The sequence below is a fragment of the Sorangium sp. So ce1153 genome (assembly GCF_051521595.1).
In the GTDB taxonomy this organism is placed as follows: domain Bacteria; phylum Myxococcota_A; class Polyangia; order Polyangiales; family Polyangiaceae; genus Sorangium.
On record NZ_CP150361.1, the window covers coordinates 11,705,608 to 11,731,322 of the forward strand.

Genomic DNA, 25,715 nt, shown 5'->3' on the forward strand with positions numbered 1-25,715 from the left:
TCCTCGCTCGCGGCGCCGGAGATCGGGATGCCGCGTCGCGTTATCCGCCTCGTCCTGGGCTGGGCTCGTCGCGGCTCGAACAGGTCCTCGCCCTCGACTGCCCGGGGCGGCTGTCGGCGAAACAGAAAAATCGGCGGAGCGAATGAAGTTTTTCTGCCCTGCCGCCGTCTCCGCCCCGGCGGCGTTCGCGAGCGCGCTCGATGCTCAAGGTGGCAGTTGACAACCACCCGGGGAGCTGCGATGTCTCTCGCTGAGCTTGCCCTTTCCTACAGGAGACGTCGGATGTCGATGAAGCTGATGAGTGCTGTGTTGGTGGGCGTCGGCATTGGCTTTGCCGGGGCTGCATGGGCGGCAGGCGGGCCGACGGACCTTCCCGCGTCCGTCGCCGAGAAGAAGGATTTCGGCTGCGGTGCAAAAGGACAGAAGCCCTGTCCGATGCAGGGCTGGATGAAGACGGTGATGCAGTCGGCGACCACGAGCGGGGACGGCGCGAAGATCGCTTCCGCGCTGGAGTACGTGGCGTCGAAGCCGCCGCCCGGGATGGCCAAGTGGGTCGCGATCTCGAAGGAGGGCGCGGAGAAGGCCAAGAAGGGCGACATCGACGGCGCCAAGGCGAGCTGCAAGAGCTGCCACGACCTGTACAAGGCGCAGTACAAGGACAGCCTCCGCGACGCCGCCTTCTGAGGCGTCTCTCTCCGTCGCTTCCCCTCCCCTCACGTTCACCTCGAACTTCCGCGCTCAGAGCGCGTTTCCTGCGGGCGGCTCCGGCCGCCTGCGCTGCGGCGGCTCCGGCCGCCTGCGCCGCGGCGTCCCCGCCGGCTTGCGACCGCCAGGCCTGCGACCGCCGCTGCCCCGCCCCGCGAGCGCCGCGCGCGCCTTGCTCGGCAAGCGCGGCGCCCGCGCCGCTCAGCAGCCGTCGCGGCCGGCGGCCTTGCAGATCTCCTGGGGCGCGAGCGTCCGGCCGAAGACGCGGAGGCTGTCGATCGACCCATCGAACTCGTCCTGATCCGTCGGCTCGTCCGAGCCGATGTGGATCGGCTGCTCGCCCTCGGCGAGCACCGGTCCGGACGGGCTCCGGTCCACCTCGACGCCGTTCACGTAGAGGCTCTGCGTCTGGCCATCCGAGAGACAGGCAATGTGCGTCCACTTCCCCGGAATGACGGGGTAAAGCACGTTCACCTCGACGCCCATGGTGCAGCGGATCAGGCCGCCCGGCATCAGGAAGAGAGAGGGCTTCCCGCCGCTGTCGATCACGGTGTAACGATCTCTCAACGGGATCGAAGCTGGGTTGATCCAGACATCGATGGTCATCGCGGGGGCGATCCACGCGGCGTCGTGGCCGAAGCGGAGGCGGCTCCCCCGCGTCATCCTGAGCGCCTGGCCGTCCTTTCCGGGCGCGTAGCTCAGGTCGCGCTCGCGATCGGGCCTGAAGTGGTGCTGCGAGCCGTCGCCGGGGTCCCCCTCGAACGCGAAGCACGCGATGAGCGACGGATCCGCCGGTTCGCACAGCGTGGCGGGGCGCTCCTCCTCGGGGAGCTCGCCCTCGGGGCGCCCGTCCTCCGGGCGCTCTTCCCCGGGGAGCGCGTCCCCGGGGCGCTCCTCCTCGGGGAGCGCGTCCCCGGGGCGCTCCTCCTCGGGGAGCGCGTTCCCCGGAAGCTCCTCCTGAGGGCGCTCCTCTCGAGGGTCAGGCTGCTGCTGTTCGGTCCGTCGTGGCTCGCCTGTGCCTCCGCGCTCGAGGACACAACCCGAGGAGGACAGCAGCACAAGGGCCACGCCGGCCAGGCCGTGTGTAAAGAGATTTGAAGAGCAAAGCATCATGAACTTCCTGATGGCCGTCAGGGTAACTCAGAACGCCGCGCCATGTCACCGCGCCTGGCGAGAGAACATCATTTGTGTAGCCGCGCCCCCGCCGGAAGGCCTCGCGCAGGCGCCGTGAAAGGAAAAATGAACCACGGTGGTGCGGAGATTTCTATCGTCGATCTCCCCTGGCAGCGACTGCCATCCTCTTCATCGGGCTGACCTCGAGCCGCCTTCGGCTGTCCATGAACCCAGCCGACCGACGTCGAGCGTGCCGAGGTGCTGAGGCTCACGGGCGCGACGTGAGGGGCTGAACCGGCGTCGCGACTCGGCTAGCATGCTCGCCATGAGCGATGTCGGCCTCGAGAGCGCGTGCCCCGATGTTCGTGACGAGCCCGACGGCATCCTGCGCGTGGAGGTCCAGGGCGACCTCACGGACGACCGAGCGCGCGCCCTCATCCGCGCGCTGCGGCGCGCGGCGGAGAGCGGCCGCGAGGTCCTGGTGCTCGCCGATACGCGTCACACGGGCGCTATCCCGGCGTCGGCGCGCAAGGTGGTGGCGGAGGAGCTGCGCACCGCGCACGTCGACGCCGTCGCCATCGTCGCACCGAGCTTCTCGCTGCGCGTCGTCGTGGCGCTCCTCGCGAAAGGCGTGCACATGCTCACGGGGCGGCCCTACCCCCAGCAGTTCTTCGGCACGGAGGGCGAGGCGCGCGCGTGGCTGCTCGCGCAGCAAGACGCGCTCCGGGCCAGGCGGCGCCCGGTCCCCTGAACGGGGTCTGCCTCGACACGGCGCTTCGCTCCGGCGCCTCCCGGTGACACCAGCAGTGGTCCGCTGCGGAGCGCATGAGCGACGCCCTGTCGAGGCACGTCGCGTGTACGTGGCGCCCCAGGCGGCGGCGACCGGGGTGTCCGGCGCGCTGTCGGGCGCGCCGCGAGGAGCTCCAGGTGTGGCTCTCACGTCTGCCGGTGCACGGCTCAGGTCGTGAGGTGTGCGAGTGCGGTGATGATGCGTTCGGCGGTGTCGGCGGGCCAGGGAAAGACGCGGCTCACGACACGCTGGTGCGCGAAGCCGTGCAGGCCGAGCCACAGCGCGATCGCGTCGGCGACCGGGTCGGTGCTGGTGGAGCACCCGGCGGTGACGCAGCCGCCGAGGGCGTCCGTGAGGATTTGCAGGGCTTCCTTGCCGAGCGAGGTCAGGTCCCGCTCCGTCACGGAACTGTCGCCCAGGGTGGGCTTCCAGAGGCCACCGAACATGGTGCGGTAGCGCTCCGGGTGACTCCGGGAGAACTCCAGATAGGCGTTGCAAACGGCGTACAGCCGATCTCGTGCATCGTCGCCGGCCGCTTCCACGGCGCCGCGCAGCCTGCTCTCCAGCTCGGCGAAGGCCTGCTGCACGACGGCCAACATGATGGCCGGCTGGTCGGGGAAGTGGGCGTAGATCGAGGGGGCGGCGATCCCGACCCGGCGGGCCACGGATCGCAGCGTGATGGCGCGCTCGTCGCCGGCCTCGTCCAGCAGCTCCACCGCCGCGGCCACGATGTCGTCGCGCAGGCGGGCGCCCTCTCCGCGGCGGTTGCGGCCGCGGGCCTGTCTCGGTGCGGCCGACGCCGCCGTTCCGCTGTCTCCCATGGTGTCACCTTACACCCAAAAACTTATCGCTGTTAGCCCTCGCAAGCTGAGCATAAAGTAAGAAAAATCACATTTTCGAGCAGTTGCCGGCCAGCAGCCGTCCGGACGCCTTTGTCGCCGGCATGAGTTGACAAGCGTTAGGTGACGGCTATAAGGTTACGCTTGTAAGGCGACGTTGCTGGCGTCTCCTGCTCCCTTTCAACACCGCACCGAGCTCGGCTCGCACCCATTACCCGGAGGTTCCCGCGATGTTCACCGCCACCCCTGACACCGTCACCACACATCTCTCGGGCGAGGACGCCATCACCACCCATCTCTCGGGCGAGGTCGACAACCGCGCGACCTACATCAGCTTCGGACTCGCCTACGTTCTCGGCCACGGCGCCGCCGCGCTCTCCAAGGGAGCCAGCCCCCTGCTCGACTTGCCCGGCTGGGTGCCCACGGTGCTCCTGGGATCGGGGCTCGCGGTGGGCACCGTCCACGCCACCATCGCCGCCACCCGCGCCCAGCGCGGCGCGAGCAGGTCAGACGCCCTGTCCGGCAAGTTGCTCGGCGCTTCCTGGGTCAGCGCCTTCACCGCGCTGTTCCTCGCCATCACCGGATTGGCGTACACGCTCGACTTGCCCGACCTGCAGACCATGCTCTGGCCTACCGGCTCCGGCCTCATCGTCGGCCTGATCTACCTCGCCGAAGGCGCCGTCCGCCGCAACCTGCTGCACTACGGCCTCGGCACCTGGCTCGCCCTGATCTCCACCGCAGCGCTCTTCCTCGGCACTCCCGGCCTCTTCTGGGTCCTCGCCATCGCCGGCGGCGGCGGCTACGCCGTCGCCTCGGTCCTCGAGCCCCGTCGCCTGACCGCGCGCGCGAAGCACGCGCAGAGCCCCTCCGGGATGATGCGGAAGGTGATGTGATCGCGTCGAGGCCGTCCCGTCGAAGCTGTGAACAGGATGTAGGGTGGGACGAGCTCCGCGCCGGCGACGACCTGGCCGATCAGCAGCACGACGCGAAGCCACCGTCCACCGGGGACTCACGGCGCGTCCGGCGGGTGATCACGAGGGGCGGTGGGCGTGAGCGCCGAGGAGGCTCCGGGTGAGCGGCCCCCCGTCGACGAGGAGCTCGTGCAGCGCCTCCTTGAGGTGCTCCTCGCCGACCGCCGTGCCGCGCCCCGCGTCGGCCGCGAACAGCGCCGCCCGCCTCAGGAGCTCGCGGATGAACGCCGCGCTCACCCCCTCGGTCCGCGCGATGAGCGGCGCGAGGTCGTCGCCCCGGAGCGAGAGGCCGCGCCCGTAGAGGGCGAGCAGCTGCCGCCGGCAATCGGCGTCCGGCAGCGGGATCTCCATGGCGAGATCGATCCGCCCCGGCCGCGCCGCCAGCGCCGGCTCCAGGGCCTGCGGGCGGTTGGTGGTCAGGAGGAAGATCACGTCGGTGTCCTCCGCGAGGCCGTCCATCTGGTTCAGGAGATCGAAGAGCAGCGGGGAGCGGCAGCTCGAATCCGTGCTCTCGCGGTCCTGGGCGATGATGTCGACGTCCTCGAGCACCACGAGCGAGGGCTGGAGCGACCGCGCCATCGCGCAGGCCTCCCTGAGGAGCTTCACCCCGAGCCCGGTGAGGAGCAGGGTGGTGCGCTCCCGCATCTGGCCCGCCAGGTACATCGCGGTCAGGGTCTTGCCGGTGCCCGGGGGCCCGTAGAGGAGCAGCCCGCGCTTCAGGTGTCGCCCCGAGCTGAGCAGGGTCTCTCGGTGCCTGGAGAAGCCGATGGTCGACCGCTCGAGCCGCGCGAGCAGCGCCTTGGGCAGGATGAGCGCGTCGCGGTCGATCCGCGGGAGGCTCTGGAGCTCGATCTTGACCCCGGGCGAGAAGGCGTCCGGGGCCTCGCTCAAGGTGACGACGCGGCGGCGGTAGACGTTGAGCCGGCGCATCAGGACGCGGAGCTCGGCGAGGAGCCGCTGGGCGCGCTCGTTGTCCCCCGCCATCACCTCGACGGTGAGCTGGCTGCGCCGGAACCCGGCGTCGCTGGGGCCGCGCACCAGGAGCGCGAAGCGGTCGCCCCCGTGACCGAAGAAGTAGATGCCGCTGACGACGCAGGCAATCACGCGCTCCTCGTCGAGACGGACGTTGCGGTACTGCACGGGCCCCTGCGAGGGCGGCGCTCCGCCGACCCCGGGTATCGCCGGAGGCGGCGAGAGGAGATCGGGAAGGCTCACCCCCCGGAACATATCGCCGCCGGAGACGCCGAGCAGCTCGGAGACGAACCCGCCGTCGCGGAGGTGGGTCTCGATTGCGAGCTGGAAGTTCGGGTGGTCCGAGGCCGGGAACTCCTCGGCGACAACGGGGAGGGTGCGGGGGTCGGCGCCGAAGTGCCCGCGGAGGCGGCCGAGGAAGAAGGGCTCCTGTGATGCTTGGGCCGCCGCCATCGCGCCCATCAGATCCGTGAGGGAAGGCGCGGGTGTTTGAAGGTTGTCGTTGTCCATGGTCTTACCTCCAGCGTGGGGTGGACAATCTCACGAACGGGTGAGCTCGTTGAGTTGTTGGTCTTGGTCGGTGGCTCTGCCGATTCTACTGCGGACGTCATGATGACTGCGGTCGTTGGTGAATGATATTGACGTATTGAATTGGCTTTGCGCGGACAATCGTAGGCAGGAGCGCGTCGCGCTACAAGAGGGCGGAGGCGTCGGCCACGGCTGAGGCCCGCAGAGGGCGTTCACGTCCATGGCGCATCTCTCGCTGACCCTGGTCGCGGCGTTGGCGATCGTCCACGAGAGCGAGGCGCGGCCCACGGCTGCGACTCGACGAAGATGCACCGGAGCTCTCCCTCCGTGAAGCCGCACTGCCGCTGGAAGGTCCGTCTGGCTGTTCCGTGTGCTCCGCGAGCCGTAGGCTCATTTTCGTGGCTTCGAGCCTTTCGGAGGGGCATCGGCGCTACCGCTGCCCTCCTTGTCCGGGCCACGCAGGGCCGCCCGTGTACGGTAGAGCGTCTCCTTCGCGATGCCGAGCCTTTGTGCGGCTGCTGCGGCGTTCCCTCCGTGGGCTTCGACCAGTAAGTCTATTAATTCAATGTTGTCTTTGATTTCATTCCACGTCACGTCGCCGGCCTCATCGCCCGTCCCTTCGGTGAAGAGGCTCTTGATCTGAGTCTTCAGCTGTTCCGGAGAGAGCCCCTTGATGCTCTCAACCAGCATTCGGAACCCCTCGTCGAGGGGCGGCACCTGGGCGAGCTCCGTTGCGGATTCGAGCAGCTCAAGAAGCTTTCGGACATGTGGGATCGCGCCGGTCTCGGCCGTTTGCATCAGGAATGCAGCCAGATTCGGTACGGCATAGGCTTTGCTGGTCTCGGTCATTCTCTGCTCCAGCACCTTCTGCTTCGCGAGGACCGCCGCGGCCTGGCTGTCCAGCCGCGACTGCCACAGCTGAGTGACCTCCTCGACGTCGAGCCCAGATGCCGAAGCGTGCTGTTTCACGGCCTCGAGCCACGCCGTCTGGAACTCGCGGATGGTGGCATGCTCAGACGCGAGCCGGAGCGCATCGACGTGAACGGAGACTTGATCGTCGAGGCCGACGTTCCGTGCGAGCCGACCCATCAGCGTCGCGGTGCGCCGCAGGGTCGCCGCGCGGGTGTCCTCGCGCTTCTGCTGCTGCGCATAACGGTTACCGAGCCGCTGTATCAGCACGATGGCGCTCCGGGGCTCATCGCCTCGCTCCCGCTCGGCCATGGCGGCGAGCACGTCTTGCCGTTGCGGCTCTATCACCTGGTGATAACGCAACGCGACTTCCGGATCGAGCTCGTCCAGATCGAGCACCCGCCCTGGTCGCGCCTCGTCGACCAGCCGTTCCACGCTGTACCTCAGCTCGCGCATGTTGCCAGGCCACTCATGCACGCAGAGGGCGACCCATGCCCGCTGGGTGAGCGTGGGCTGCGGACGGTCCTGGCGCTGGGCCTCCTGAGCCAGGAAGCGGTCGATCAGCACCCGGAGACGATGCTCAGGTCGGTCCTTGAGGCCTCGGAGGCGGATCTGTCGTCCTCGAACTCGAAAGAACAGGTCTTCGCGAAACGCCCGCTCGCCGACCTTGGCATGAAGGTTGACGTGCGTGGCCGAGATGACCCGCGGCGTCGCACGGTCGATCTTGTTGGAACCCACGGCGCGGTAGTCGCCGTTGTTCAGGAAGCGCAAGAGCCGGACCTGAACCTCCGCGGGCATGTCGCCGATCTCATCAAGGAAGAGCGTGCCGTTCTCGTATTGCTTCACGAATCCGATCTTGGTCTTGCTCGCGCCTGTGAACGCGCCCTTTACGTGGCCGAACAGCTCGCTCTCCAGGAGCTCCGTGGGCAAGCCGCCGCAGTTAAGCGCACCAAACTGCTTGAGCTCGTTCATGTTCCACGGCTGCGGCTCACGGTTGCTCCGCAGGTGGATCGCCTTCGCCAGGAGCTCCTTGCCCGTCCCCGTCGGCCCGGTGATCAAGACGGGAGGTGCGGGGAATGGGTCGTCGCTCACGCGCTTGTCTCGCAGGCGCGCTATGTCCATGGCGAGACAGGCCGCGTAGAGGGTGGGCAGATCCTCGGCGAGAAAGTCGATGCCCTTCGGCCACCTATCGTCGAGGTGTCGCTGAAACCAGCCGACGGCCCTGGTGGCGCGTTCCTCGCTCCACGGGAGAGCGTATGCGCGCATTCCGCTCTCGATGGGCTCACGAGCGCCGGCGACGGCGTTCTTCACAGCGTCGACCGCGGATTGCCCGCGCCTCCTTTCGAGCGTCGAGAGCGGTCCGTACCGAAGCTCGAGCAGCTCTCGGAACGCAGGAGGGGGGGCCCCCTTGTGCCAGGTCCCCTCCTCCTGCTCGATCTGCTCGTCGAGCTTTCGCCACATGTACTTGACCGCGATGATTTCATCGGGGTCCTGCGGGATTTCGTCTATAAGCGAGATCGATTCCATGGTCGTGGTTATCGTTGCTTGATTCAGCCTGTTGTCATCTTGGCGAGGAGCAAATCGATCTGTTCTTGCCAGCGCGGGTCGGACGAAGCAAGCCGCAGTCGTTCGAGCGCCGCCCGGCCTTCTCGTGCTCGAGCGGCTCTCTGTGCCACGAGCCGCGTGTGCTCGCGCTGGAGCTGCGCTGCGAGGCGCTGCCTGTGCGCCCGCTCCTCGCTCCGTACCTCCTCCATGATCAAGGTTTCTGCGAACGTCGTGAGGAACAGCACGCCAACCGTGAGGAGATGGTCCATCACACTCCCTCCAGCATGGCCGTGGCGATGAGCGGCAGGGGGCTCACCTCCACCGGGGGCAGCAGCCCGATCCCGAGGGAGAGGACCTCCAGGGACTGCTCCACGTGACCTCCTTCCGCGAGCCTCGCGGCGAGCGCGAGGGTGCCGTGAAACGCCTGGTGCCGGCGGGCCGCCTCCGCGTCCCGGGCGCGAGCCTGCTGGATCGCGGCGGCAAGGAGGACCTCTCGCTGATGGCACCGATCCTGACACGCCGTCCTGGCTTGGATGACGTTGACGATCATGGTGCCAATCTGCGCACCGACGGCTGCGGCGTCGGAGGCGCGCGGGGCGAGCAGGGACGAGCGGGTGTTCGGGGTGGAGCTGCGAGCGCTGCGCTTTGCTTTCATGGTTTCTCTCCTTGGGCCGGCCGCTGCGGCGGGCTCTCTCCCCCCCTTGAGCAGAGCGCGTGCCAGCTCCCTGCTCCGCGCGTAAGCATTCAATATTATTAAATTTTATCGGGGCGTAAGGTTCGCGTCGACGGGCGCGGACCCCGGGCGAGAAGGGGGAGATCGACCCCGGAGTATGATCCGATCATGATCGGATCATGATCCGCTGGCGCGGAGCAGGGCCGCCGCCCGAGAGCCGGTCAGGGATCGAGCCCGACCAGAAGTCGCAGAGGTTCGCCTCGAGGCCTGCCGACGTACGACGCCGAGGCCGAGCAGCATCTCGTGCTCGACCTCGGGTCGGCGTCGTACGTCGGCCAGGCAGGCGATTCGGATCGCCCAACGCGCCATCCGGCCCGGCGAAGGACCTCGCTCGCAGGTGCTCTCCCCGCGTTCATCACCCGGCCCCCGCAGCCGTCGGGAGGATACCTCCGCTTCGACCACATCCTTGTGCAGCTACATCGGACAGCACCCCGTGATCCGCCGTGGCCTGCGTGCATGAGCACCGTGGCGGCGGTCCGGCGCGAGACGAAGACGTGGCGCTGGCCGGCGTTCCTCCTCGCCTACAGCCACGCCGCGGCTCACGTCGCGGCGCTCGTCGTGGTTCAGGGCAGCGGACTGCTCGGGTCGCCCTGACCGGCCCGTGACGCCGGCGCCGAACCCGGCGGTCCCTCCGGGGCCCGCGAGAGCGCGCCCCCGAGCTCCACCTCGAGCCCGCCGTGCTCGGACGGGCGCAAGGTCAGGCGGAAGCCGTGGAGCTCCGCCGCGCGGTAGGCGATGTGCAGCCCGAGCCCCTGGCCTTCCGGCGCGCGCGTGCGCGCCTCGTCGGCGCGAGCGCCTCGCGCGACGAGCTTCGAGAGCGCGGCGGGGTCGATGCCCGGGCCGTCGTCGATCACGCGCAGAGAAAAGCGGCCCGGCGCGGCCGGCTCCAGGATGACCGCGACGTGTCCGCCGGGGCGGTTGTAGCGGACCGCGTTGTACGCGACGTTGCTCACGGCCTGCTCGATCAGCGTCACGTCGGCCTGGACGACGAGGGGCTCGGGGGGCACGGCGCCCTCGATCGCGACACCCGCCTGCCGCGCGATGGGCCCGTGGCGGCCGATGACCCGCAGGACGAGCGCGTTGAGGTCCACCTCGCTGCGCTGGAGCGCGGCCTCCGCCGCGTCGAGCCGCGCCACGGTCGCGAGGTTGTGCAGGAGGGAGGCCATGTAGTGGGCCTCGTCCATCGCCGCGACGAGCACGCCCACGTCGGCGGGCTGGCCCTCGCCCGCGCGCTGCCGGAGGGTCGCGAGGTGCCCTTGCAGCACGGTCAGCGGGATCATCACGTCGTGGGTCGTGTTGGCGAGGAAGTGGCGCAGCGCCTCCTCGCGCCGGTCCTTCTCCTGGAGCTGCGCGCGGATCTCGCCGCCCGCGGCGTTGAAGGCGGCCGCGAGCTCGCCGATCTCGTCGCGGCCGAGGACCTCGACGGGGCTCCCGTAGCTCGCGGAGGCCGAGCGCCGCACGGCCGCGGTGAGCCGCCGGATGCGCCGTACCACGGGGCCCACGGCGAGGAGCACCGCGCCGAGCACGACGACCATCGGCAGGAGCCAGAGCTCGGTCGCGGGCAGGATCGAGCCCCACGCCGGGTCGGTGGTGCCGCGCCCGACGACGATCGCGCACGGCCCGGCGCTCCACGGCATGCGCGCGAGGACCTCGACGTCGCTGCTCCCCCACGCGAACGGCAGGACGGCGACGTCGGCCTGCTGGAGGGCCCGGGAGAGCGCCTCTGGGATGGGGGGCGCGGCGGGGTTCCGGGAGCGGAGCTGCTCGTCATAGGCGAACAGCACGGCCGGGCGCGCGCGCGGCCGCTGCCCGAAGCCGGGCGGCGGCGGGGGACGAGGCTCGCCGCGCGGCGGGAGCTCGCCATGCGGCGGCCGGCCGCCCGGTGGGAGCTCACCGTGCGGCGGCTCGCTGGACGGTGGGGGCTCGCCGCGCGGCGGCTCGCCGGGCGGTGGGCCGCGGCGCCCTGGAGGCCTGCCCGGCGGGCCGGGTCGTCCACCCAGGCGCGTTCCCGGGCCGGGCCCCCGCGATGTCTCTCCACCCCAGGACTCCGGGGCCGCCTCGCACGCCTCGCGCGCCGCGGACATGTGCGCGTAGACGAACTCGGTGAGGATCCGCTCCGCGGCGCGGTGCTGTATCACCGCGTCGTACCAGGACAGCGCGAGCATCACCGGGAGCGCTGCTGCGATGGTCGTGACCGCGAGCCGGTGCCTGAGCTTCACGCTTCCTGCTCGGCGACCAGCCGGTAACCGATCCCCCAGACGGTCTCGATGAACGTGCCGGGCCCGAGCTTCTTGCGCAGCCGCGACATGTGCACGTCGAGCGTGCGCTCGGTGCCGTCGCGCTCCGGATCGAGGACGCGCTCCGCGAGCCACCTCCGCGTCGCAGCCGCGCCCGGCCGCTCCGCGAGCGCGGCGAGCAGGTCGAACTCGACGCGCGTGAGGTCGACGCGCTCGCCCCGCACCTGCACCTCGTGCCCCGCGCGATCGATGCGCAGCGGGCCGATCTCGACGACGTCGGCGCGGCCGAGCGTCGGGCGGCGGAGGCGCGCGCGGACGCGCTCGACCAGCTCCTCGGGCCAGAACGGCTTCGTCATGTAGTCGTCGGCGCCGAGCTTCAGCGCGCGGACCTTGTCCGCCGTCTCGTTGCGCGCGCTGAGCACCAGCACCGGCACCTCCGAGTGCGCGCGCAGGTCCTTGAGCATGTCCATCCCGTAAGCGCCCGGGAGCATCAGATCCAGCACGACGAGCTCGACCTCCGGCAGCGCGCCCGGCGGGAGGCGCCGGCCTTCCTTCCACCACGTGGGCTCGTACCCAGCTTCGCGCAGGCGCTGGACGACCTGGGCGCCGAGCTCCTGATCGTCCTCGATGACCAGCACGCGTTTCGACATCGCCTTCCCTGCGCTCCGCCGCTCCGCCGTGCACCGAGGGCGCGCACGATCCTAGCGCACGCCGGGCCCCGGCGCGGCCCTGAGCTCCGCATAACGTCCCGAGCCCGCGCACGTTCCGAAGGACGAGCTCGCCGGTGCTTAAGAGTTCCGTAAGAGGTCCGGTCCAGGTTCACGAGGTGCCGAGGCGCCGGCGCATACGGCGCGCGCGGAGGCATTCCCTCGCACCGAGGAGGAACCACGATGACCAGAGACTCGAAGAGCGGCCACTCACCTCGACCCCTCACACGCCGGAGCCTCCTGCACGGCATCGGCGCGGGCCTGACGCTCGCGCCGCTCGGGGCCCTCGCGGGCTGCGGCAGCGCGGACGTGAGCCAGGGGGCCGCCGGAGCGGGCGGCGCGGGCGGCGCGGGCGGCGCGGGCGGGAACGGCGGCGCGGGCGGCGCGGGCGGGAACGGCGGCGGAGGCGGGACGGCCGCGGGCGAATGGGCCGCGGGCGGCACGGCCTCCATGGCGGGCGACTACCCGGATCCGTTCGCCGACGGCGTGGGTGCTGCCTGTGCGCTGACGTGCGCGATGACGCTGGGCCCCTGTTACGCGCAGACGATCGAGCGCAAGGACATCAGCGAGGGCTACCCGGGCCTGCCTGTCCGGCTCGCGCTGCTGGTCGTGGACGAGACGTGCACCCCGATCGACGGCGCCACCGTGGATATCTGGCACACGCGGAACGCCGGGCTCTACTCGGGGGACGACTCGGTCGAGATGTGCACGAACGACGACGAGGACGCGCTGAGCCACAGGTACTTCCGCGGCGTGCAGCCCACCGACGCGAAGGGACGGGTCGATTTCGACACCTGCTACCCCGGCTGGTACTCCGGGCGCGCCGTTCACATCCACTTCACGGTTCGCGTTGGAGGAGAAGAGTACGTCACCTCGCAGCTCTTCTTCCCGGAGGAGCTGACCGCCGAGATCTGCGAGAGCCATCCCGACTACGCGGAGTTCGGGCAGCCGGACACGACGAACTCGAACGACACCATCTACGGCGGCGAGGAGTACGTCGTATCGACCGAGAAGCAGGCGGATGGATCGCTGCTCGCCTGGAAGACGCTCGTGGTCCGCTCGTCGCTCACGGACGAGCTTTGCTCGACAGGCGGCATGGGCGGGCCGCCCGGCGGCGGGCCTCCAGGCGGGTGAGCCGGAGGGGGCGGCGCGGGGGCCTCGCGATGGATGAGCCGGGGGAACGGCTGCGAGGCCTCCCGGGGTGCCGGGTCCCTCCAGGGAGAATTGAAGCTCAAGCCGGAGGCCGCCACTCCTCACGAGGGTGTCGCCACGACGCCCCGCGCGACGAGGATCTGCGCTGACGCGGCGCGCGCCGGAGCGCTCGCGGGCAGCGGCGTGAACGCCCAGCCACGCTCGAAGGAGGCCAATCCGAGCGTGCAAGGTGACCTTCCGACGAGCAGCATCGCGACGGCAAGCGCGCGGACCGAGCCTCTTGCTTTTCAGAGGGCCTGGGGCGAGTCTCGCGTCGAGGGCGCGGCCCTCCAGGGGGCCTATCGTCGTGACGGGGGACGAGACGACCGCTCTGCAACACCCTTCCTCTGGACACCCTTGACGTAGACGTTCACATCCACTCCGGGAGATCAGATGACCCATCGCTTCCTTTTCTCGCTCGGCGTGCTCGCGGCGCTCCTCGGCAGCGGCTGTCCCGGCGGAGCGAACGGCAACGGCAACACGGGCGGTGGTCCCGAGAAGACGCCGCCGGCGACGGACCAGGATCCCCCTGAGCCGAGCGGCTCGGCGCGCTGCAAGCTCGGCCTCGTGGCCCACGAGGAGGGCGGAGACGGGGCCGTCGCGCTCTCGAACGACGGTCTCACGGCGAGCGCGTCGGAGAGGTCCCAGATCGCCCGCGCCGCGGCCAGCCACGTCGGGGGGCGCTGGTATTACGAGGTCACCGTCGACAGCCTGCTCGACGGCGTCTGGTGGGCCCAGAACATCGGGGCCTCCGTGGAGGGCGTGATCCACACGGTCGGAGACACGGCGTACATGGGCGCCCTGTACAACACGACTGGCACCATCTCTAGCGGCGGCGACGGGAGCACCCGCATCGGCGGCGGCGAGGACAGCGCCGTTCAGGCAGCGCCGTTCGCCGAAGGCGACGTCGTCGGCGTCGCGCTCGACCTCGACGCCGGGCGCGTGTACTTCCGCAAGAACGGCGCGTGGCTCGAGGGGATGGATCCCGAGGCGGACGCGGGCGGCGCGGAGATCCTCGTGCTCCCCGGCACCGGCGCGTACTATCCCGTGCTCTATCTCTCCGACGGTGACGTGATGACCGTGAACTTCGGCGCCAGCGAGTTCGCCTCCAGCGCGCCCGAAGGCTTCTTGCCCTTCGCCGAGGGCCTCGAGGCGGACGACGACGGGAGCTGCGTCGACGAGGGCCCCGCCGGGCTCCCCGCGCCGCCAGCGCCGGTCGACGCCGCCTGCGGGGACTTCACCAGCTACAAGACCGCCGCGGAAGACGCGACGGAGCTCCACATCATCGGCATCCACGAACGCGGCGAGGGCGGGCCCAAGGCCAGCGTACACGTCTCCCGCACCTCGGAGATGGTGCTGGCGCTCTCCTCGTACGCGTTCACGCAATGGACCGTGACGGTCGATCCGGGCGCCCAGCTCAAAGGGATCGTGCTCGTGGGCCACGAGCCTTCCCGGGTGAGCGCGCCGGCCGGGATCCCCATCAACACGGTGATCTACAACGAGGACGGCTCGCGGATCGAGGCCGCCTACACGTGGCCAAACGCGCCGGGCGGCCTCGATACGCCCGACCTGATCCGCTCTGTTGAAGAGATCACCGGCATGAGCATGACGTCGTTCGGGGGCTGCCGCGACGGGGACTCGTTCACGGTGGTGGACGATCCCTGAGCGTCGAGCGGCCTGTTCAACTTGCGCGGACGCCGAGGTACGCTGTCGCCGGGGTGCCGAGACACTCGTCCGGTTGAGGTGAATGCGCGCCATGAACACGAGGATCCCTGTGCTCGACCCCGAAAAGAGGCCGGGACGCGCGCCGTGCAGGCACGCCATGGCCCTGCGGGCGCTCCTCGCGCTCACGGCAGCGGGGCCCCTCGCGGCCTGCGACGGGGAAGCTCCCGCGAGGCCGCCCGCCGCGACGCCGGACGGCGGCGACGGCGGTGGCGGCGGCGGGGCTGCCGCGCCGGGGTGCGCGCCCGGGGAGTTCGCGACCGCTTCCGGGTGCGAGCCGGCGGGCATCCCGCCGGACGCCTGCGGCGCTGGCTTCGAGCCGGGCGATCGCGCGTGCGTGCCGGTCCTGCCGCCGGCGGCCTGCCCCGCGGGGACCATGGCCGTGCCGGGAGAGACCGCCTGTCGGGAGGTCGCGCCGTGCGGAGACGGGCCGTGGGGCGATATCCCCTTGGACGCGGAGACCCAGTTCGTCGATGGCGCCTACGCCGGGAACGACCCCGACGGGACGGCGATGAGGCCGTGGCCGACGATCGGCGAGGGCCTCGGCGCGGCCGCTCCCGGCGCCGTCGTCGCGATCGCGGCCGGCACCTATCCAGAGGACGTGCGCGTCGAAAGGCCAGTGCGGCTCCGGGGGAGGTGCCCCGCGCTCGTCGAGATCGCCGGCGCGGGGGCGGAGACGGTCGCTGCCGTCCTCGTCGGGGAGGGCGCCGACGCGGCCGAGATACGGGGCGTCGCCGTCCGCAGCGCGGGACAGGGCATCGCGGTGACCGGAGCGCGCGGCGTCGTGGTCGAGGAGGTCTGGGTCGCCAGCGCCGGCGCCCAGGGCGTCAGGGCGTACAACGAGCAGGGCCCGGCGCAGCTCACCGTCCGCGGCTCGCTCATCGAAGGCGCCCGGTCGGTCGGCGTACACAGCGCGGGGGCCGAGCTCGTCGTCGAGTCGTCCGTCGTGCGCGGCACCAGCGCGTCCGGAGGACCGGGCGCCGGCGCGAACAGGGGCGCGGGCGGCGCGCCGGCCTCGCTCACGCTGCGCGCGTCCGTCGTCGAGCAGAGCCGGGGGGCCGGCGTCCACGTCATCGCCTCCGAGGCGATCATCGAGGAGAGCGTGATCCGCGACAGCGTCGCGGTCGACGCGGACGCCGCGGGCATGGGCGTGTTCGCGATGCCGAACACCCAGGGCCAGCCGGGGCACGTGACCCTGAGGCGCAGCGTCGTCGAGCGCAACCAGGAGGCGGGGATCTGGGTCCAGGGCTCGTCCGCCGCCGTCGAGGAGACGGTCGTCCGCGACACGCGGCCTTATCCGGACGATCTGGAGACAGGGTGGGGTGTCTACATCGCCGCCGACCTCGCGGGGAGCCTGCGATCCGAGGCGACGCTGCAGCGCGTCGTCGTCGAGCAGAGCCGCTACGCGGGCGTCGCGATCCTCGGCTCCGACGTCTCGCTCGACGGCCTGCTCGTGCGCGACACCCTCCCGCGCGAGGAGGACCAGAAGCACGGTATCGGGCTCGCTGTCGCGTCCAGCGGCCGTCTGCGCGGCGACGTCACGGCGCGCGGCGCCGTCCTCGAGCGGAGCCGCTCACACGGCGTCTTCATCGAGGGAGCTGACGTGACGCTGGAGCGGGTCGCGGTCCGCGGCACGCTGCCGCGCGCCTCGGACGGGCGCTTCGGCCGCGGCATCGAGGTCCACGCGCGGGAGGGGCGGAGCAGCTTCGTGCTCCGATCATCGCTCGTCGAGGAGAGCGTCGAGTCGGGGCTCGCGATCTTCGGATCCACGGCCACGCTGGAGGACACGATCGTCCGCGATACCCGGAGCTCCTCCGCGGGGCTGCTCGGGAACGGCGTCACGATCGTCAAGGACGCGGAGGACGCGGAGGCGACGCTGACCGGCGTGCGCATCGAGGCGAGCGAGGGCGCCGCCGTCGCGAGCTTCGGCGCCGCGGTGGCGCTCGAGCGCAGCACGATGGAGTGCAACTTCATCGATCTCAACGTGGAGACGGAGCTCGGCGCCCAGGGGGAGATCGCCGATCGCGGCCAGAACCGGTGCGGCTGCGAGGGCACGAGCATCCCCTGCCGGGCGAAGAGCGAGGGGCTCGCGCCGCCGGAGCCGCTCCCGCCGCCGCTGTAGCGCTGCCCGTCGCCGCGGGCCCCCCGGACCAGGCTTCACCCCGCGGGCGATCAGGACAGGTGGGAATCGTGTCCCAAGGCCCAGTGCGACGCAGCGCGCCCGGACCACGGAAGTCGAAATCGCGAGGATCCGCGACCTACCTGACGTCAGCGAGGCTGTCCGCTCATCGGGCGGCCAGTCTCCAGATCGAACGAGTCTCCGGCGCTGAGCACATGGAGCCGGACGTCAAAGAGGCTGAGCACGCGATCCCCCTCCTCTTCGCCGAGGTTCGTGTGGCTTAGCCTGCGTCCGTCGACGACGTAGACTGCGCCCGTTCCCAGCGCGCGCAGGCGTCGATCCGGCTCGATCACGGCGGCCGTGTCCTCGTCGATGCCGACCCCGAGCAAGCGGGGGTTATGGGCGACGGCCCCGAGCAGACGGCCGAGCCTGCCGCGCTGCGCGAAGTGCTGATCGACGAGGATGTCGCGCACCAGCCCGAGGCCGGGCGCCATGCGGACGGCGCCGCGCACCTTCGCGGACTCCTCGCCTGCCCCGCCCACGAGCATTGTCTCGCTCATCACCGAGGCGCCGGCCGAGGTGCCCGCGATCGTGCCGCCGCGCCGGTACACCGCGCAGATCGCGTCGGCGAGGCGGCTGCCCCCGAGCTTGCTCGTGATCTTGAGCTGATCGCCCCCCGTGAAGAACACGCACCCCGCGCCGTCGACGATCTCCAGCCAGCGCGCCTCCCTGGCCTGGTCGCGCTGGACGATGTCGAGGTGCCTGACGTCGCCCGCGCCGAGCGCCCGGAAGACCCGCTTGTACTCGTCCCAGAGCTCGCCGGCGACCTCGCTCGCGAGCGTCGCCACCACGATCGGCCGCCCGGCGGCGCGGCTCACCACCTCGCGCAGGATCTCCCGCTCGCCCTCCTTGTCCTCGTGTCCGCCGATCAGCACCAGCGCGCCGCCGGGGCGCTCGGGCGGCGCGCCCCCCGGAGGCCCCCTGTCCGGCCCGTCAGCTCCCCCTTTGCTCGCGACCATTCAACTCGACCTTTCGATTGCTCTGCTCGAGGAACCGCTCGGTGAAGGCGAGCTGCCCTGCCTTCACCATCCGCCGCCCCCGCGCGATGACCTCGCGGATCTCCAGCGAGCCCCGCCCCCCTCGATGAGCACGAATATCAGACCGCCGCGACAGCTTGCTCGCGGCGCCGCGCGCGGCCCCGGGTGCCGGACCGCAGCTCGGGCACCGCGTTCACCGCGACCGCCCCCATCCGGGTGAGCATCTCGCCCATCAGGGGCGCGTCCTCGGTGAACAGCACGATGACCTCCCCCGGCTCCGCCGTCGCCAGCGCGTGCTCGATCGCCTCGTGCTCGTCCGGGATGACCTGGCACGGCTGCCCGGGCTTCACCTCCGTCACGACCCGCTGCACGAGGGCCGGGACCTCCGCCGGCGCGCGGCCGCGCCGGTCGCCGTCGTCCTTCGCGATGATGCGGTGGAACCCGCCCGCCGCGATCTCGCACGCGCACGCCTCGAGGAGCGCGTTCGAGCGGTCGCCGGGCAGGCTCACGATCCCCGTGATCCTCCGCCCCTCCCACCGCGCCGCGAGCGCGCACGTCGCGCGGAACGCGCCCGGGTTGTGGCCGTAGTCGACCAGCACGTAGCTGTCCTCGAGCTGGTAGAGGTTCACGCGGCCGCGGTTCTTGCCGCACGCGTCGAAGGTCCTGAGCGCGCGCTGGATCGTCTCGATCGGCACGCCCTGGGCGCGGCAGGCGGCGATCGCCGCCATCGCGTTGGCGACCTGGAAGAGCGCCGCGCCCGCGAAGGTCGCCGGGACCTCCGCGGCCTCCACGACGTGCCGCTCGGCGGCGCCCTGGAGCTCCACGATGACGCCGTCCTTCAGGGTGTAGCCCGTCCCGCCCTGGGCGACGTGCGCCCGCAGCACCGCGTTGGACGGGTCGAGCGCGAAGAACACGAGGTTCCGCGAGAGCTTCGCCATGCGGCGGTGCTGCGGGACCGCGGCGAGCAGCGGGTCCTCCGCGTTGAGCACGAGCGTCCCGCCCTCCCGCACCCGCTCGGCGACGACCATCTTGATCCAGAGGAGGTCCTCGACGCTCTCGATGCCGTCCTGGCCGAGGTGATCCAGCCCGATATTGGTCATGATCGCGACGTCGGACCAGTCGTAGCCGAGCCCTCGCCGGACGATGCCGCCGCGCGCCGTCTCGAGCACCGCGATGTCCACCGTCGGGTCGAACAGGATCGTGCGCGCCGACCCCGGACCTGTCGTGTCGCCCGCCTCGACGCAGTGCTCGCCGACGTAGATGCCCTCGGTCGTGGTCATCCCCACCGTGGCGCCCGTCGCCCCGAGGATGTGCCCCACCATGCGCGTGGTCGTGGTCTTGCCGTTCGTGCCCGTGATCGAGACGATCGGGACGCGCGACGGCGCGCCCGGCGGATACAGCATCTCGACGATCGCGCCGCCCACGTCCCGCGCCTTCCCCTCGGTCGGGTGCTCGTGCATGCGGATGCCCGGGGCGGCGTTCAGCTCGATGATCGCGCCGCGGCCGAGGGGCCTCGCGATGTCCTCGGCCACGAGGTCGATCCCGCAGATGTCGAGATCGATGGCCCGCGCCGCGCGCTCGCACATGCGGGCCGTCTCGGGGTGGATCTCGTCGGTGACGTCGCGCGCGATGCCCCCGGTCGAGAGGTTGACGCTCTCGCGCAGGAAGAACCGCTCGCCGCGCGCCGGCACCTCGTCGAACGAGCGCCCCTGCTTGGCCAGGCCGGCGCGCACCACGTCGTCGACGACGATCTTCGTCAGCACGCCGTTGTGCCCGTTGGCCCGCAGCGGATTCCTGTTCTCCAGCTCGATGAGCTCGGCCACGGTGCGCTGGCCGTCGCCGACAACGTGCGCCGGCAGCCGCTCGCTCGCCGCGACGACGCGCCCGTTCACCACGAGCACGCGGTAGTTGCGCCCGCTCACCATCTCCTCGACGAGGACGCGAGGGCGGTGATGGCGGGCGATCTCGAACGCCTCGCGCACCTGCGCCTCGGTCCGGAGGTTCAGCGACACGCCCTTGCCCTGGTTGCCGTCGAGGGGCTTGACCACGACGGGCGCGCGCAGCTCGCCGAGCGCCCGCGCCGCCTCGCCGGCCGTCCTCACCACGACCCCCTTCGGCGCCGGCAGCCCGGCGCGCTCGAGGAGCTCCTTCGTGAGCTGCTTGTCGCCGGCGATCTCCACGGCGACGATGCTCGTGTTGCACGAGGTGGTGGCCTGAACGAACCGCCGGTGCTTCCCGTAGCCGAACACGAGCAGGCTCTCGTCGTTGAGGCGCGACCAGGGGATGCCGCGCTTCTCGGCCGCCTTGACCACGGCGCGCGTGCTCGGCCCGAGCGCCGTCTCCTCGGCCACCTGCGCGGCCTCGGCGACCTTCGCGGCCACGTCGTAGGGCCTGCCCTCGAGCAGCGCCGTGACGAGCTCGAACGCCGCCTCGAGCAGCAGGCGCATCGCGGCCTCGTTCTGGAACTCGACGACGACGTCGTAAACGCCGGGCGCCCCGGCGTAGACGGTCTTGCCGTAGGTCACGCCGATGCCGGCCGGCTCGCTCAGCTGGAGCGCGACGTGCTCGATGATGTGGCCCCAGTACGTGCCTTCCCGCAGCCGCTCGACGAAGCCCCCGGGCTTGCCCCGCGAGCACTGGTGCTCGCCGAGGCCCGGCAAAAGGGCCAGCAGGCGGTCGACGAAGTGGGGCACCTCCGCGCTGCTCGTCTCGGCGAGGTCCTCGAGGTCGAGGGTCATGCGGAGGACGGGCCAGCTGGCGAACACGTTCGGCCCTTGAAGCGTACGGACGGTGAGGATGCGCATGGGGCTAGCTCGGCTGTGTTGATGTCAGTCTACGACGATGGGTTTTCTCTCGAGCAGATCGAAGCTCCGGCCCTGAGGGAGCGAGTGCAGGGTGACCCCGCAGAGCGTGATGCAGCCTCCCGAGCCGGTGTCCACCGCGTCGTTGAAGGAGGCGCCGCCGGCGTCGACGATGGTGACGGCGCCGCTCCCGATCACGGTGGCGTTGTGCCCCTCTACGACGATGGCGGTGTCCTCGTCGATGCCGACGCCGAGGTAGTGGGGGAACAGGCCCACGACGGAGAGGAGCCTGCCGATGCGGCCGCGCTGGGCGAAGTGCTGGTCGATGATCACGCCGGGCAGGAGCTCTAGGCCCGGGCCGGTGCGCACCGCGCCTGCCCGTGGGGACCTGGTCTCGCCCTCGACGATCATGGTCGACGACATGACCGCCGCCCCGGCGCTCGTGCCCCCGACGATCATCCCCTCCTCGCACCGCCGGTGGAGCATCGTGTCGACCCCGGTGCCCCCGAGGCGGTTCATGATCCGGAGCTGGTCGCCCCCCGTGAAGAAGGTGCCAGTCGCCCGCTCGACCTGCCGCATGGCCGCCTCGTTGCGCGCGTCGTCGCGGGCCGCGATGGTGAGCACGGCGACCTCCGAGGCCCCGAGCTCCTGGAAGAGTCGCCGGTAGAGCTCGCCGGCCACCTCGGGCGTCTCGCTGGCCGACGGGATGACCACGAGGCAGGCGTCCTTACCGCCCGCGAGCCGCACGAACTCGCGCAAGATGGTGCGCTCGCCCTCCTTGTCCTCGGCGCCGCCGATGGCCACCAGGCGCGGAAAGATCGTTCCGGGGACCATGGCTCAGGAGCTCATCTGCTGTCGCCGCCGTCACCGCCGTCGCAACGCCCGGGCCAAGCCATGCGCCGCTTCGTTTCAGGTTCGTTTCGGCGCGACGGTCAGACTTGCACCATGGCAAAATGCCACATAGGTGTCTGATTGCCTCTCCGCGGTCGAGGCTGGCGTCCTGCCTCGACAGGCAGCCTGATGCGCGCGGGCGCGCGTTCCCTTGCGCCTGGCGGGCTCGACCGGGAGAGGCTCGGCCTGGCTGGTAGGGCGCGCTCGCGTCGCGCGCTTCGTCGGCCGCTCGCCAGGGGCTGCCGCCGTGATGCGCTTTACAGGCGGCTGATCAGGCGCGTGGCCTTCACCTGCGTCATGCCGGGTTGGAGAGAGAGAGAGAGAGAGAGATGAACCACAGAGGCACAGAGGACACAGAGGACAGAGGAGAGAAGAGATGAATGGTCTCTCCTGTCCTCTTGTCGCGCTCTCTCCTGTCCTCTTGTCGCGCTCTCTCCTCTTCTCGAGCTCTCTCTCCTCTGTGCCCTCTGTGCCTCTGTGGTTGACTCTCCCTCTTCGCGGTCGCAGCACGCTCGCGACGTGGGCCCCCTATACAGGGCGGCCTCCGGCGGATATCCTTCCCGTTCGTTGCCGTGAAGCCACCTCGACCTTCCTTCTGCGCCTCGCGCGCCTCGCGCGCCTCGCGCGCCTCGCGCGCCTCGCGCGCCTCGCGCGCCTCGCGCGCCCCGCGCGCCTCGCGCGCCCCGCACGCCGCCCTTGGCGCCCTCGCGCTCGCTGCGCTTTCGGGCTGCGGTTCGTACATCTCCGACTACGTGCCGCCGCCGGATGGGCGGGCCCGCCCTGTGTACCGCGACGGGGCGGTCGTCATGGAGATCGGCGGGTCGACCCCGGCGTGCCTCTCGGGCGAGGACGGGACGGGCGGAGCGCTCCCTCCGTACCTCGAGCGGACCTCGCGCGATCCCGCGCAGGCGGCGCCCGTGCGCTTCAGCGGCGGCTTCTGGGTGCCGATCTACTTCGGCCCGCGCATCGTCGTCGAGCATCGCGGCGTGGCCCCGCCGCCCCCGCACCTCCACAGGCCCGTGCCGGGCGTCGCGCGGAGCCCCGCGTCGCCTTCGCGGGGCGTCACGTCCCGGCCCGGCGGCAGCGCGCCGTCCGGCGGCAGCGGCAGCAGCAGCGGCGGTGGCGGCGACGGTGCCGAGGCGGCCGCGTTCCTGCTCGCCACGTTCGCGGTCGTCGCGCTCGTCGCGCTGCCGCCCGTCGCGGTGGGGCTCTCGGTGGGGCGCCCCGAGCGAGAGAAGGACACGGCGCTCGCGCTCGACCACGTCAACGCCTTCAACGACCTCGCGCGCACCCCCGGCTCGCCGTGCGCTGTCGCCGCGCCGGGGGCGCAGGTCCCGTGAGGCCTTCGAAGCGGCCCTCGATCGCCCTGCTCGCGTGCGTCCTCGGCAGCGCGCACCTCGGCTGCACCCACGGACACACGAGGTACTCGCCGCGGGTCTTGGCCCGGGGCGAGCTCACGGCGAGCTACGACGACGGCTTCACGCTGTGGGCCGGCGGCCAGAAGGTGGCGGAGAGCTATCATTACGACGGCCTGGAGCGCTTCGTGCGCTGTGTCCCCGAGGCGCGCGAGCACGCGCGCCAGGCGTCGCAGAGCGGGCGCTCCGCCACGACGCTCTCGACGCTCGGCGTGGTGCTCGGGGTGGGCAGCCTCGGCGGGCTCTCGGGGCTCTACTTCTACGACAAGGACGAGGTCGCCATGGGCGCGATCCTCGGCACGGGCGTCGCCGTCGCCGTGACGGCCGTCGTGCTCGGGGCGCTCTCCAGGCCGGCGAAGGAGAGGGCGCACGGCCACGCGCTCGACGCGATGAACTACTACAACGACGCGGTCGGGAGCCTCGGCGCCACGTGCGATGACCTCACGTACCCGCCGCCCGCCGGGCCCGAGCCGCCGCCGCAGCCAGCCCCCGGGACCTCGCCGGAAGCCGCGCCAGAGCCGGCTCCTGCGGCCGCGCCAGCGCCGGCTCCCGCGGCCACGCCAGGAGGCGAGTCCCCCTCGCCGGAGCAGCAGATGGACACGCCCGCGCCGCCGCCCCTGCCCGCGCCGCGTTAGCCCTCATCGGGCCACCCGCTCGACGGTGTCGCCGCACCGCCGCCCCGCGACGCCGGAGACGCGCGGCACGGCAATCCTCTGCTCGCGATGGTGCGCACGCGCGATCACACGCGCACGTGGGCTGACTGAGGGTCGCATACAACACAGGTGGCAAACACGCGCTGATAAAGACGCTTTGATGCCGATCCCCGGATCAACTACCGCGCGTACGTCATCTCGGGAGAGCGCGTGCCCCCGAAGGGCTACGAGGTCCATGACGGCGGCTGAAGGCGGCCTGTAATCTCTCCGGCAACCCGGCGCGCGACCACCTCGTCATGAGGTGCCCCGCAGCAGGCGCAGGGCGCCGAACAGCAGCGCGGCAGCGTCGGTCCCGGGCCGCGCGGCGCGCACCGCGGACGGCACCGCGACGCCGCGTAGCAACGCGACCAGGGTGTCCAGCGAGGAGCACTGTGGTTGTCGAGCCGCCCCGTGGCTCCACGCCTGCTACCCTTTTTCTCTCGCGTGATTCGTCCGCGGCCCCCGAGATCTCCCGCCATGATAGGACCGTCATAGGGAGGACCGTTTACAATGTCATCACATTCTGCCGCAGGCTCCGAGCTCGGCCGAGGGTTCAATCCGTTCGAGCCAGGGTTCGCCACGGATCCTTTCGCTTTCTATGCCCGGGCAAGGCGCGAGGCGCCGGTGTGCTACAGCCCGCTCTTCGACTTCTGGTTCGTCACCGGGGCCAGCGAGATCGTCGAGATCACGAGGGATCCGGCGCGCTTCTCGTCCGTGCACAACATGACGCCCGTCATCCCGCTCGCGCCGGAGGCGGAGGCGCTCCTCGAGCAGGGCTTCGACGTCTTCCGGACCCAGGGCCTGATCAACAACGATCCGCCGACCCACACGCGCGTCCGCGCGCTCTTCTCCCAGGCGTTCACCCCCCGGCGCATCGCCCTTCTCGAGCCGATGGTCCGCGCGGTCACGGACGAGCTGGTCGACGGGCTCGTCAAGGACGGTGGGGCGGACATGGTGGCGCAGCTCGCGTACCCGCTCCCGATCCGGGTGATCGGCGACATGATGGGCATCCCGCGCGCCGATCTGCCGCAGATGAAGGCGTGGACTGACGACTTCATGTTCCTCCTGGGAGGGAACGAGCCCCCGGAGAGGCGGCTCGAGCGCGTGCGCGGGATCCTGGCCTACGGGCGATACTGCCAGGCGATGATCGAAGAACGGCGGCGGAGCCCCCGGGACGACCTGACGACGGCCATGGTCGAGGCGCGCGTCGACGGGGAGAGCTTCACGACGGCGGAGATCGTCCAGCAAATGGTCATCCTCTTCGTCGCGGGACACGAGACGACGACCAACGCGCTCGGAACCGCCCTGTTCTCGCTGCTCCAGCAATCGGAGGTCTGGCGCGGGCTCGGCGGCGATCCCGGCCTGTTCCTGGCGGCGTTCGAGGAGGGGGTGAGGTTCCACTCCCCGGTGCAGTGCGAGCCCCGGACCACGACGACGAAGGTGGAGCTCGGAGGGGCCTCTCTCCCTGAAGGGGCGAAGCTGCACCTCGTTTACGCGGCGGCCAACCGGGATGAGACGGTGTTCGAGAGCCCCGACAAGTTCAACATCCGCCGCGAGAACCCGAACCGTCACTTCGGGTTCGGCTACGGCGTCCACTTCTGCGTCGGGGCGCCGCTCGCGCGCATCGAGGGGCGCATCGCCCTGGAGGTCCTGCGCGCGCGCCTGCCGAACCTGCGGCTCGCGCCCGACTTCGAGCCCGAGTACGACATGAACCTGTTCTTCCGCGGCCTCAAGCGGCTCCCGGTGCGCTGGGACGCCCCGTAGCTCACTCGGGCTCCGCCCCGACCCCTGGTCGCAG

21 protein-coding genes are annotated in these 25,715 nt (G+C 71.1%); 10 read left to right on the top strand and 11 right to left on the bottom strand.

What is annotated here, in order from left to right:
* Positions 1-297: 297 nt before the first annotated feature.
* Positions 298-684 (top strand): hypothetical protein, encoded by a 387-nt coding sequence (locus WME85_RS42575; protein ID WP_437304763.1) that lies wholly within the window; start codon positions 298-300, stop codon positions 682-684.
* Between the two features lie 222 nt (positions 685-906).
* On the opposite strand, the gene WME85_RS42580 is transcribed toward WME85_RS42575, so the two are convergent.
* On the bottom strand, positions 907-1,773 hold the full coding sequence (locus WME85_RS42580) for a LamG-like jellyroll fold domain-containing protein (RefSeq protein WP_437829885.1): 867 nt from the start codon (positions 1,771-1,773) through the stop codon (positions 907-909).
* A 370-nt stretch (positions 1,774-2,143) separates the two neighbouring features.
* On the opposite strand from WME85_RS42580, the gene WME85_RS42585 reads away from it, so the two are divergent.
* Positions 2,144-2,569 (top strand): STAS/SEC14 domain-containing protein, encoded by a 426-nt coding sequence (locus tag WME85_RS42585; protein WP_437829888.1) that lies wholly within the window; start codon positions 2,144-2,146, stop codon positions 2,567-2,569.
* A gap of 206 nt (positions 2,570-2,775) precedes the next feature.
* Here WME85_RS42585 and WME85_RS42590 read toward each other — a convergent pair whose 3' ends face one another.
* A complete protein-coding gene (locus WME85_RS42590) occupies positions 2,776-3,429 on the bottom strand; it encodes a TetR/AcrR family transcriptional regulator (protein WP_437829890.1) in 654 nt (217 codons plus the stop codon).
* Between the two features lie 248 nt (positions 3,430-3,677).
* Here WME85_RS42590 and WME85_RS42595 point away from each other — a divergent pair, with 248 nt between their 5' ends.
* Complete coding sequence (locus tag WME85_RS42595) at positions 3,678-4,340, top strand: ABC transporter permease (RefSeq protein ID WP_437829893.1); 663 nt, start codon at positions 3,678-3,680, stop codon at positions 4,338-4,340.
* A 138-nt stretch (positions 4,341-4,478) separates the two neighbouring features.
* On the opposite strand, the gene WME85_RS42600 is transcribed toward WME85_RS42595, so the two are convergent.
* From WME85_RS42600 to WME85_RS42615, 4 genes are all read right to left on the bottom strand, one after another.
* Positions 4,479-5,900, bottom strand: a complete 1,422-nt coding sequence (locus WME85_RS42600; protein WP_437829894.1) for an AAA family ATPase — start codon at positions 5,898-5,900, stop codon at positions 4,479-4,481.
* 408 nt (positions 5,901-6,308) lie between these two features.
* The gene (locus WME85_RS42605; RefSeq protein WP_437829896.1) at positions 6,309-8,354 is read right to left on the bottom strand and encodes a sigma 54-interacting transcriptional regulator; all 2,046 of its coding nucleotides are present in this window, start codon (positions 8,352-8,354) and stop codon (positions 6,309-6,311) included.
* Positions 8,355-8,377: 23 nt separating this feature from the next.
* Positions 8,378-8,641 carry a hypothetical protein gene (locus tag WME85_RS42610; protein WP_437829897.1) on the bottom strand — a complete coding sequence of 88 codons (264 nt, stop codon included), beginning with the start codon at positions 8,639-8,641 and terminating at the stop codon, positions 8,378-8,380.
* The gene (locus WME85_RS42615) at positions 8,641-9,027 is read right to left on the bottom strand and encodes a hypothetical protein (RefSeq protein ID WP_437829899.1); all 387 of its coding nucleotides are present in this window, start codon (positions 9,025-9,027) and stop codon (positions 8,641-8,643) included. The genes WME85_RS42610 and WME85_RS42615 overlap by 1 nt, the downstream gene beginning before the upstream one ends.
* A gap of 534 nt (positions 9,028-9,561) precedes the next feature.
* On the opposite strand from WME85_RS42615, the gene WME85_RS42620 reads away from it, so the two are divergent.
* Positions 9,562-9,699: a hypothetical protein gene (locus WME85_RS42620; protein ID WP_437829901.1), complete on the top strand. Its 138-nt coding sequence runs from the start codon at positions 9,562-9,564 to the stop codon at positions 9,697-9,699.
* Here the strand turns inward: WME85_RS42620 and WME85_RS42625 are convergent.
* Both WME85_RS42625 and WME85_RS42630 read right to left on the bottom strand, forming a co-directional pair.
* Positions 9,669-11,324, bottom strand: coding sequence for a sensor histidine kinase (locus tag WME85_RS42625; RefSeq protein ID WP_437829903.1), 1,656 nt, complete (start codon positions 11,322-11,324; stop codon positions 9,669-9,671). The genes WME85_RS42620 and WME85_RS42625 overlap by 31 nt on opposite strands.
* A complete protein-coding gene (locus WME85_RS42630) occupies positions 11,321-11,992 on the bottom strand; it encodes a response regulator transcription factor (protein ID WP_437829905.1) in 672 nt (223 codons plus the stop codon). The genes WME85_RS42625 and WME85_RS42630 overlap by 4 nt, the downstream gene beginning before the upstream one ends.
* A 240-nt stretch (positions 11,993-12,232) precedes the next feature.
* On the opposite strand from WME85_RS42630, the gene WME85_RS42635 reads away from it, so the two are divergent.
* The 3 genes from WME85_RS42635 (at position 12,233) to WME85_RS42645 (ending at position 17,084) form a co-directional block, all read left to right on the top strand.
* Positions 12,233-13,183 (top strand): protocatechuate 3,4-dioxygenase, encoded by a 951-nt coding sequence (locus tag WME85_RS42635; RefSeq protein ID WP_437829908.1) that lies wholly within the window; start codon positions 12,233-12,235, stop codon positions 13,181-13,183.
* 450 nt (positions 13,184-13,633) lie between these two features.
* On the top strand, positions 13,634-14,905 hold the full coding sequence (locus WME85_RS42640) for an SPRY domain-containing protein (RefSeq protein WP_437829910.1): 1,272 nt from the start codon (positions 13,634-13,636) through the stop codon (positions 14,903-14,905).
* Positions 14,906-14,996: 91 nt separating this feature from the next.
* Positions 14,997-17,084, top strand: a complete 2,088-nt coding sequence (locus tag WME85_RS42645; protein ID WP_437829913.1) for a right-handed parallel beta-helix repeat-containing protein — start codon at positions 14,997-14,999, stop codon at positions 17,082-17,084.
* 146 nt (positions 17,085-17,230) lie between these two features.
* Here WME85_RS42645 and WME85_RS42650 read toward each other — a convergent pair whose 3' ends face one another.
* The 3 genes from WME85_RS42650 to WME85_RS42660 all read right to left on the bottom strand — a co-directional run bounded on the left by WME85_RS42650 (position 17,231) and on the right by WME85_RS42660 (position 21,753).
* Positions 17,231-18,100 carry a cyanophycinase gene (locus WME85_RS42650; RefSeq protein ID WP_437829916.1) on the bottom strand — a complete coding sequence of 290 codons (870 nt, stop codon included), beginning with the start codon at positions 18,098-18,100 and terminating at the stop codon, positions 17,231-17,233.
* Between the two features lie 137 nt (positions 18,101-18,237).
* A complete protein-coding gene (gene cphA, locus WME85_RS42655; protein WP_437829918.1) occupies positions 18,238-20,922 on the bottom strand; it encodes a cyanophycin synthetase in 2,685 nt (894 codons plus the stop codon).
* A gap of 24 nt (positions 20,923-20,946) precedes the next feature.
* The gene (locus tag WME85_RS42660; RefSeq protein ID WP_437829920.1) at positions 20,947-21,753 is read right to left on the bottom strand and encodes a cyanophycinase; all 807 of its coding nucleotides are present in this window, start codon (positions 21,751-21,753) and stop codon (positions 20,947-20,949) included.
* A gap of 629 nt (positions 21,754-22,382) precedes the next feature.
* Between WME85_RS42660 and WME85_RS42665 the strand changes: the two genes are divergently transcribed.
* The 3 genes from WME85_RS42665 (at position 22,383) to WME85_RS42675 (ending at position 25,681) form a co-directional block, all read left to right on the top strand.
* On the top strand, positions 22,383-23,150 hold the full coding sequence (locus WME85_RS42665; protein WP_437829922.1) for a hypothetical protein: 768 nt from the start codon (positions 22,383-22,385) through the stop codon (positions 23,148-23,150).
* Positions 23,147-23,860: a hypothetical protein gene (locus tag WME85_RS42670; RefSeq protein WP_437829923.1), complete on the top strand. Its 714-nt coding sequence runs from the start codon at positions 23,147-23,149 to the stop codon at positions 23,858-23,860. The genes WME85_RS42665 and WME85_RS42670 overlap by 4 nt, the downstream gene beginning before the upstream one ends.
* 567 nt (positions 23,861-24,427) lie before the next feature.
* Positions 24,428-25,681 carry a cytochrome P450 gene (locus WME85_RS42675; RefSeq protein WP_437829924.1) on the top strand — a complete coding sequence of 418 codons (1,254 nt, stop codon included), beginning with the start codon at positions 24,428-24,430 and terminating at the stop codon, positions 25,679-25,681.
* Positions 25,682-25,715: the final 34 nt, after the last annotated feature.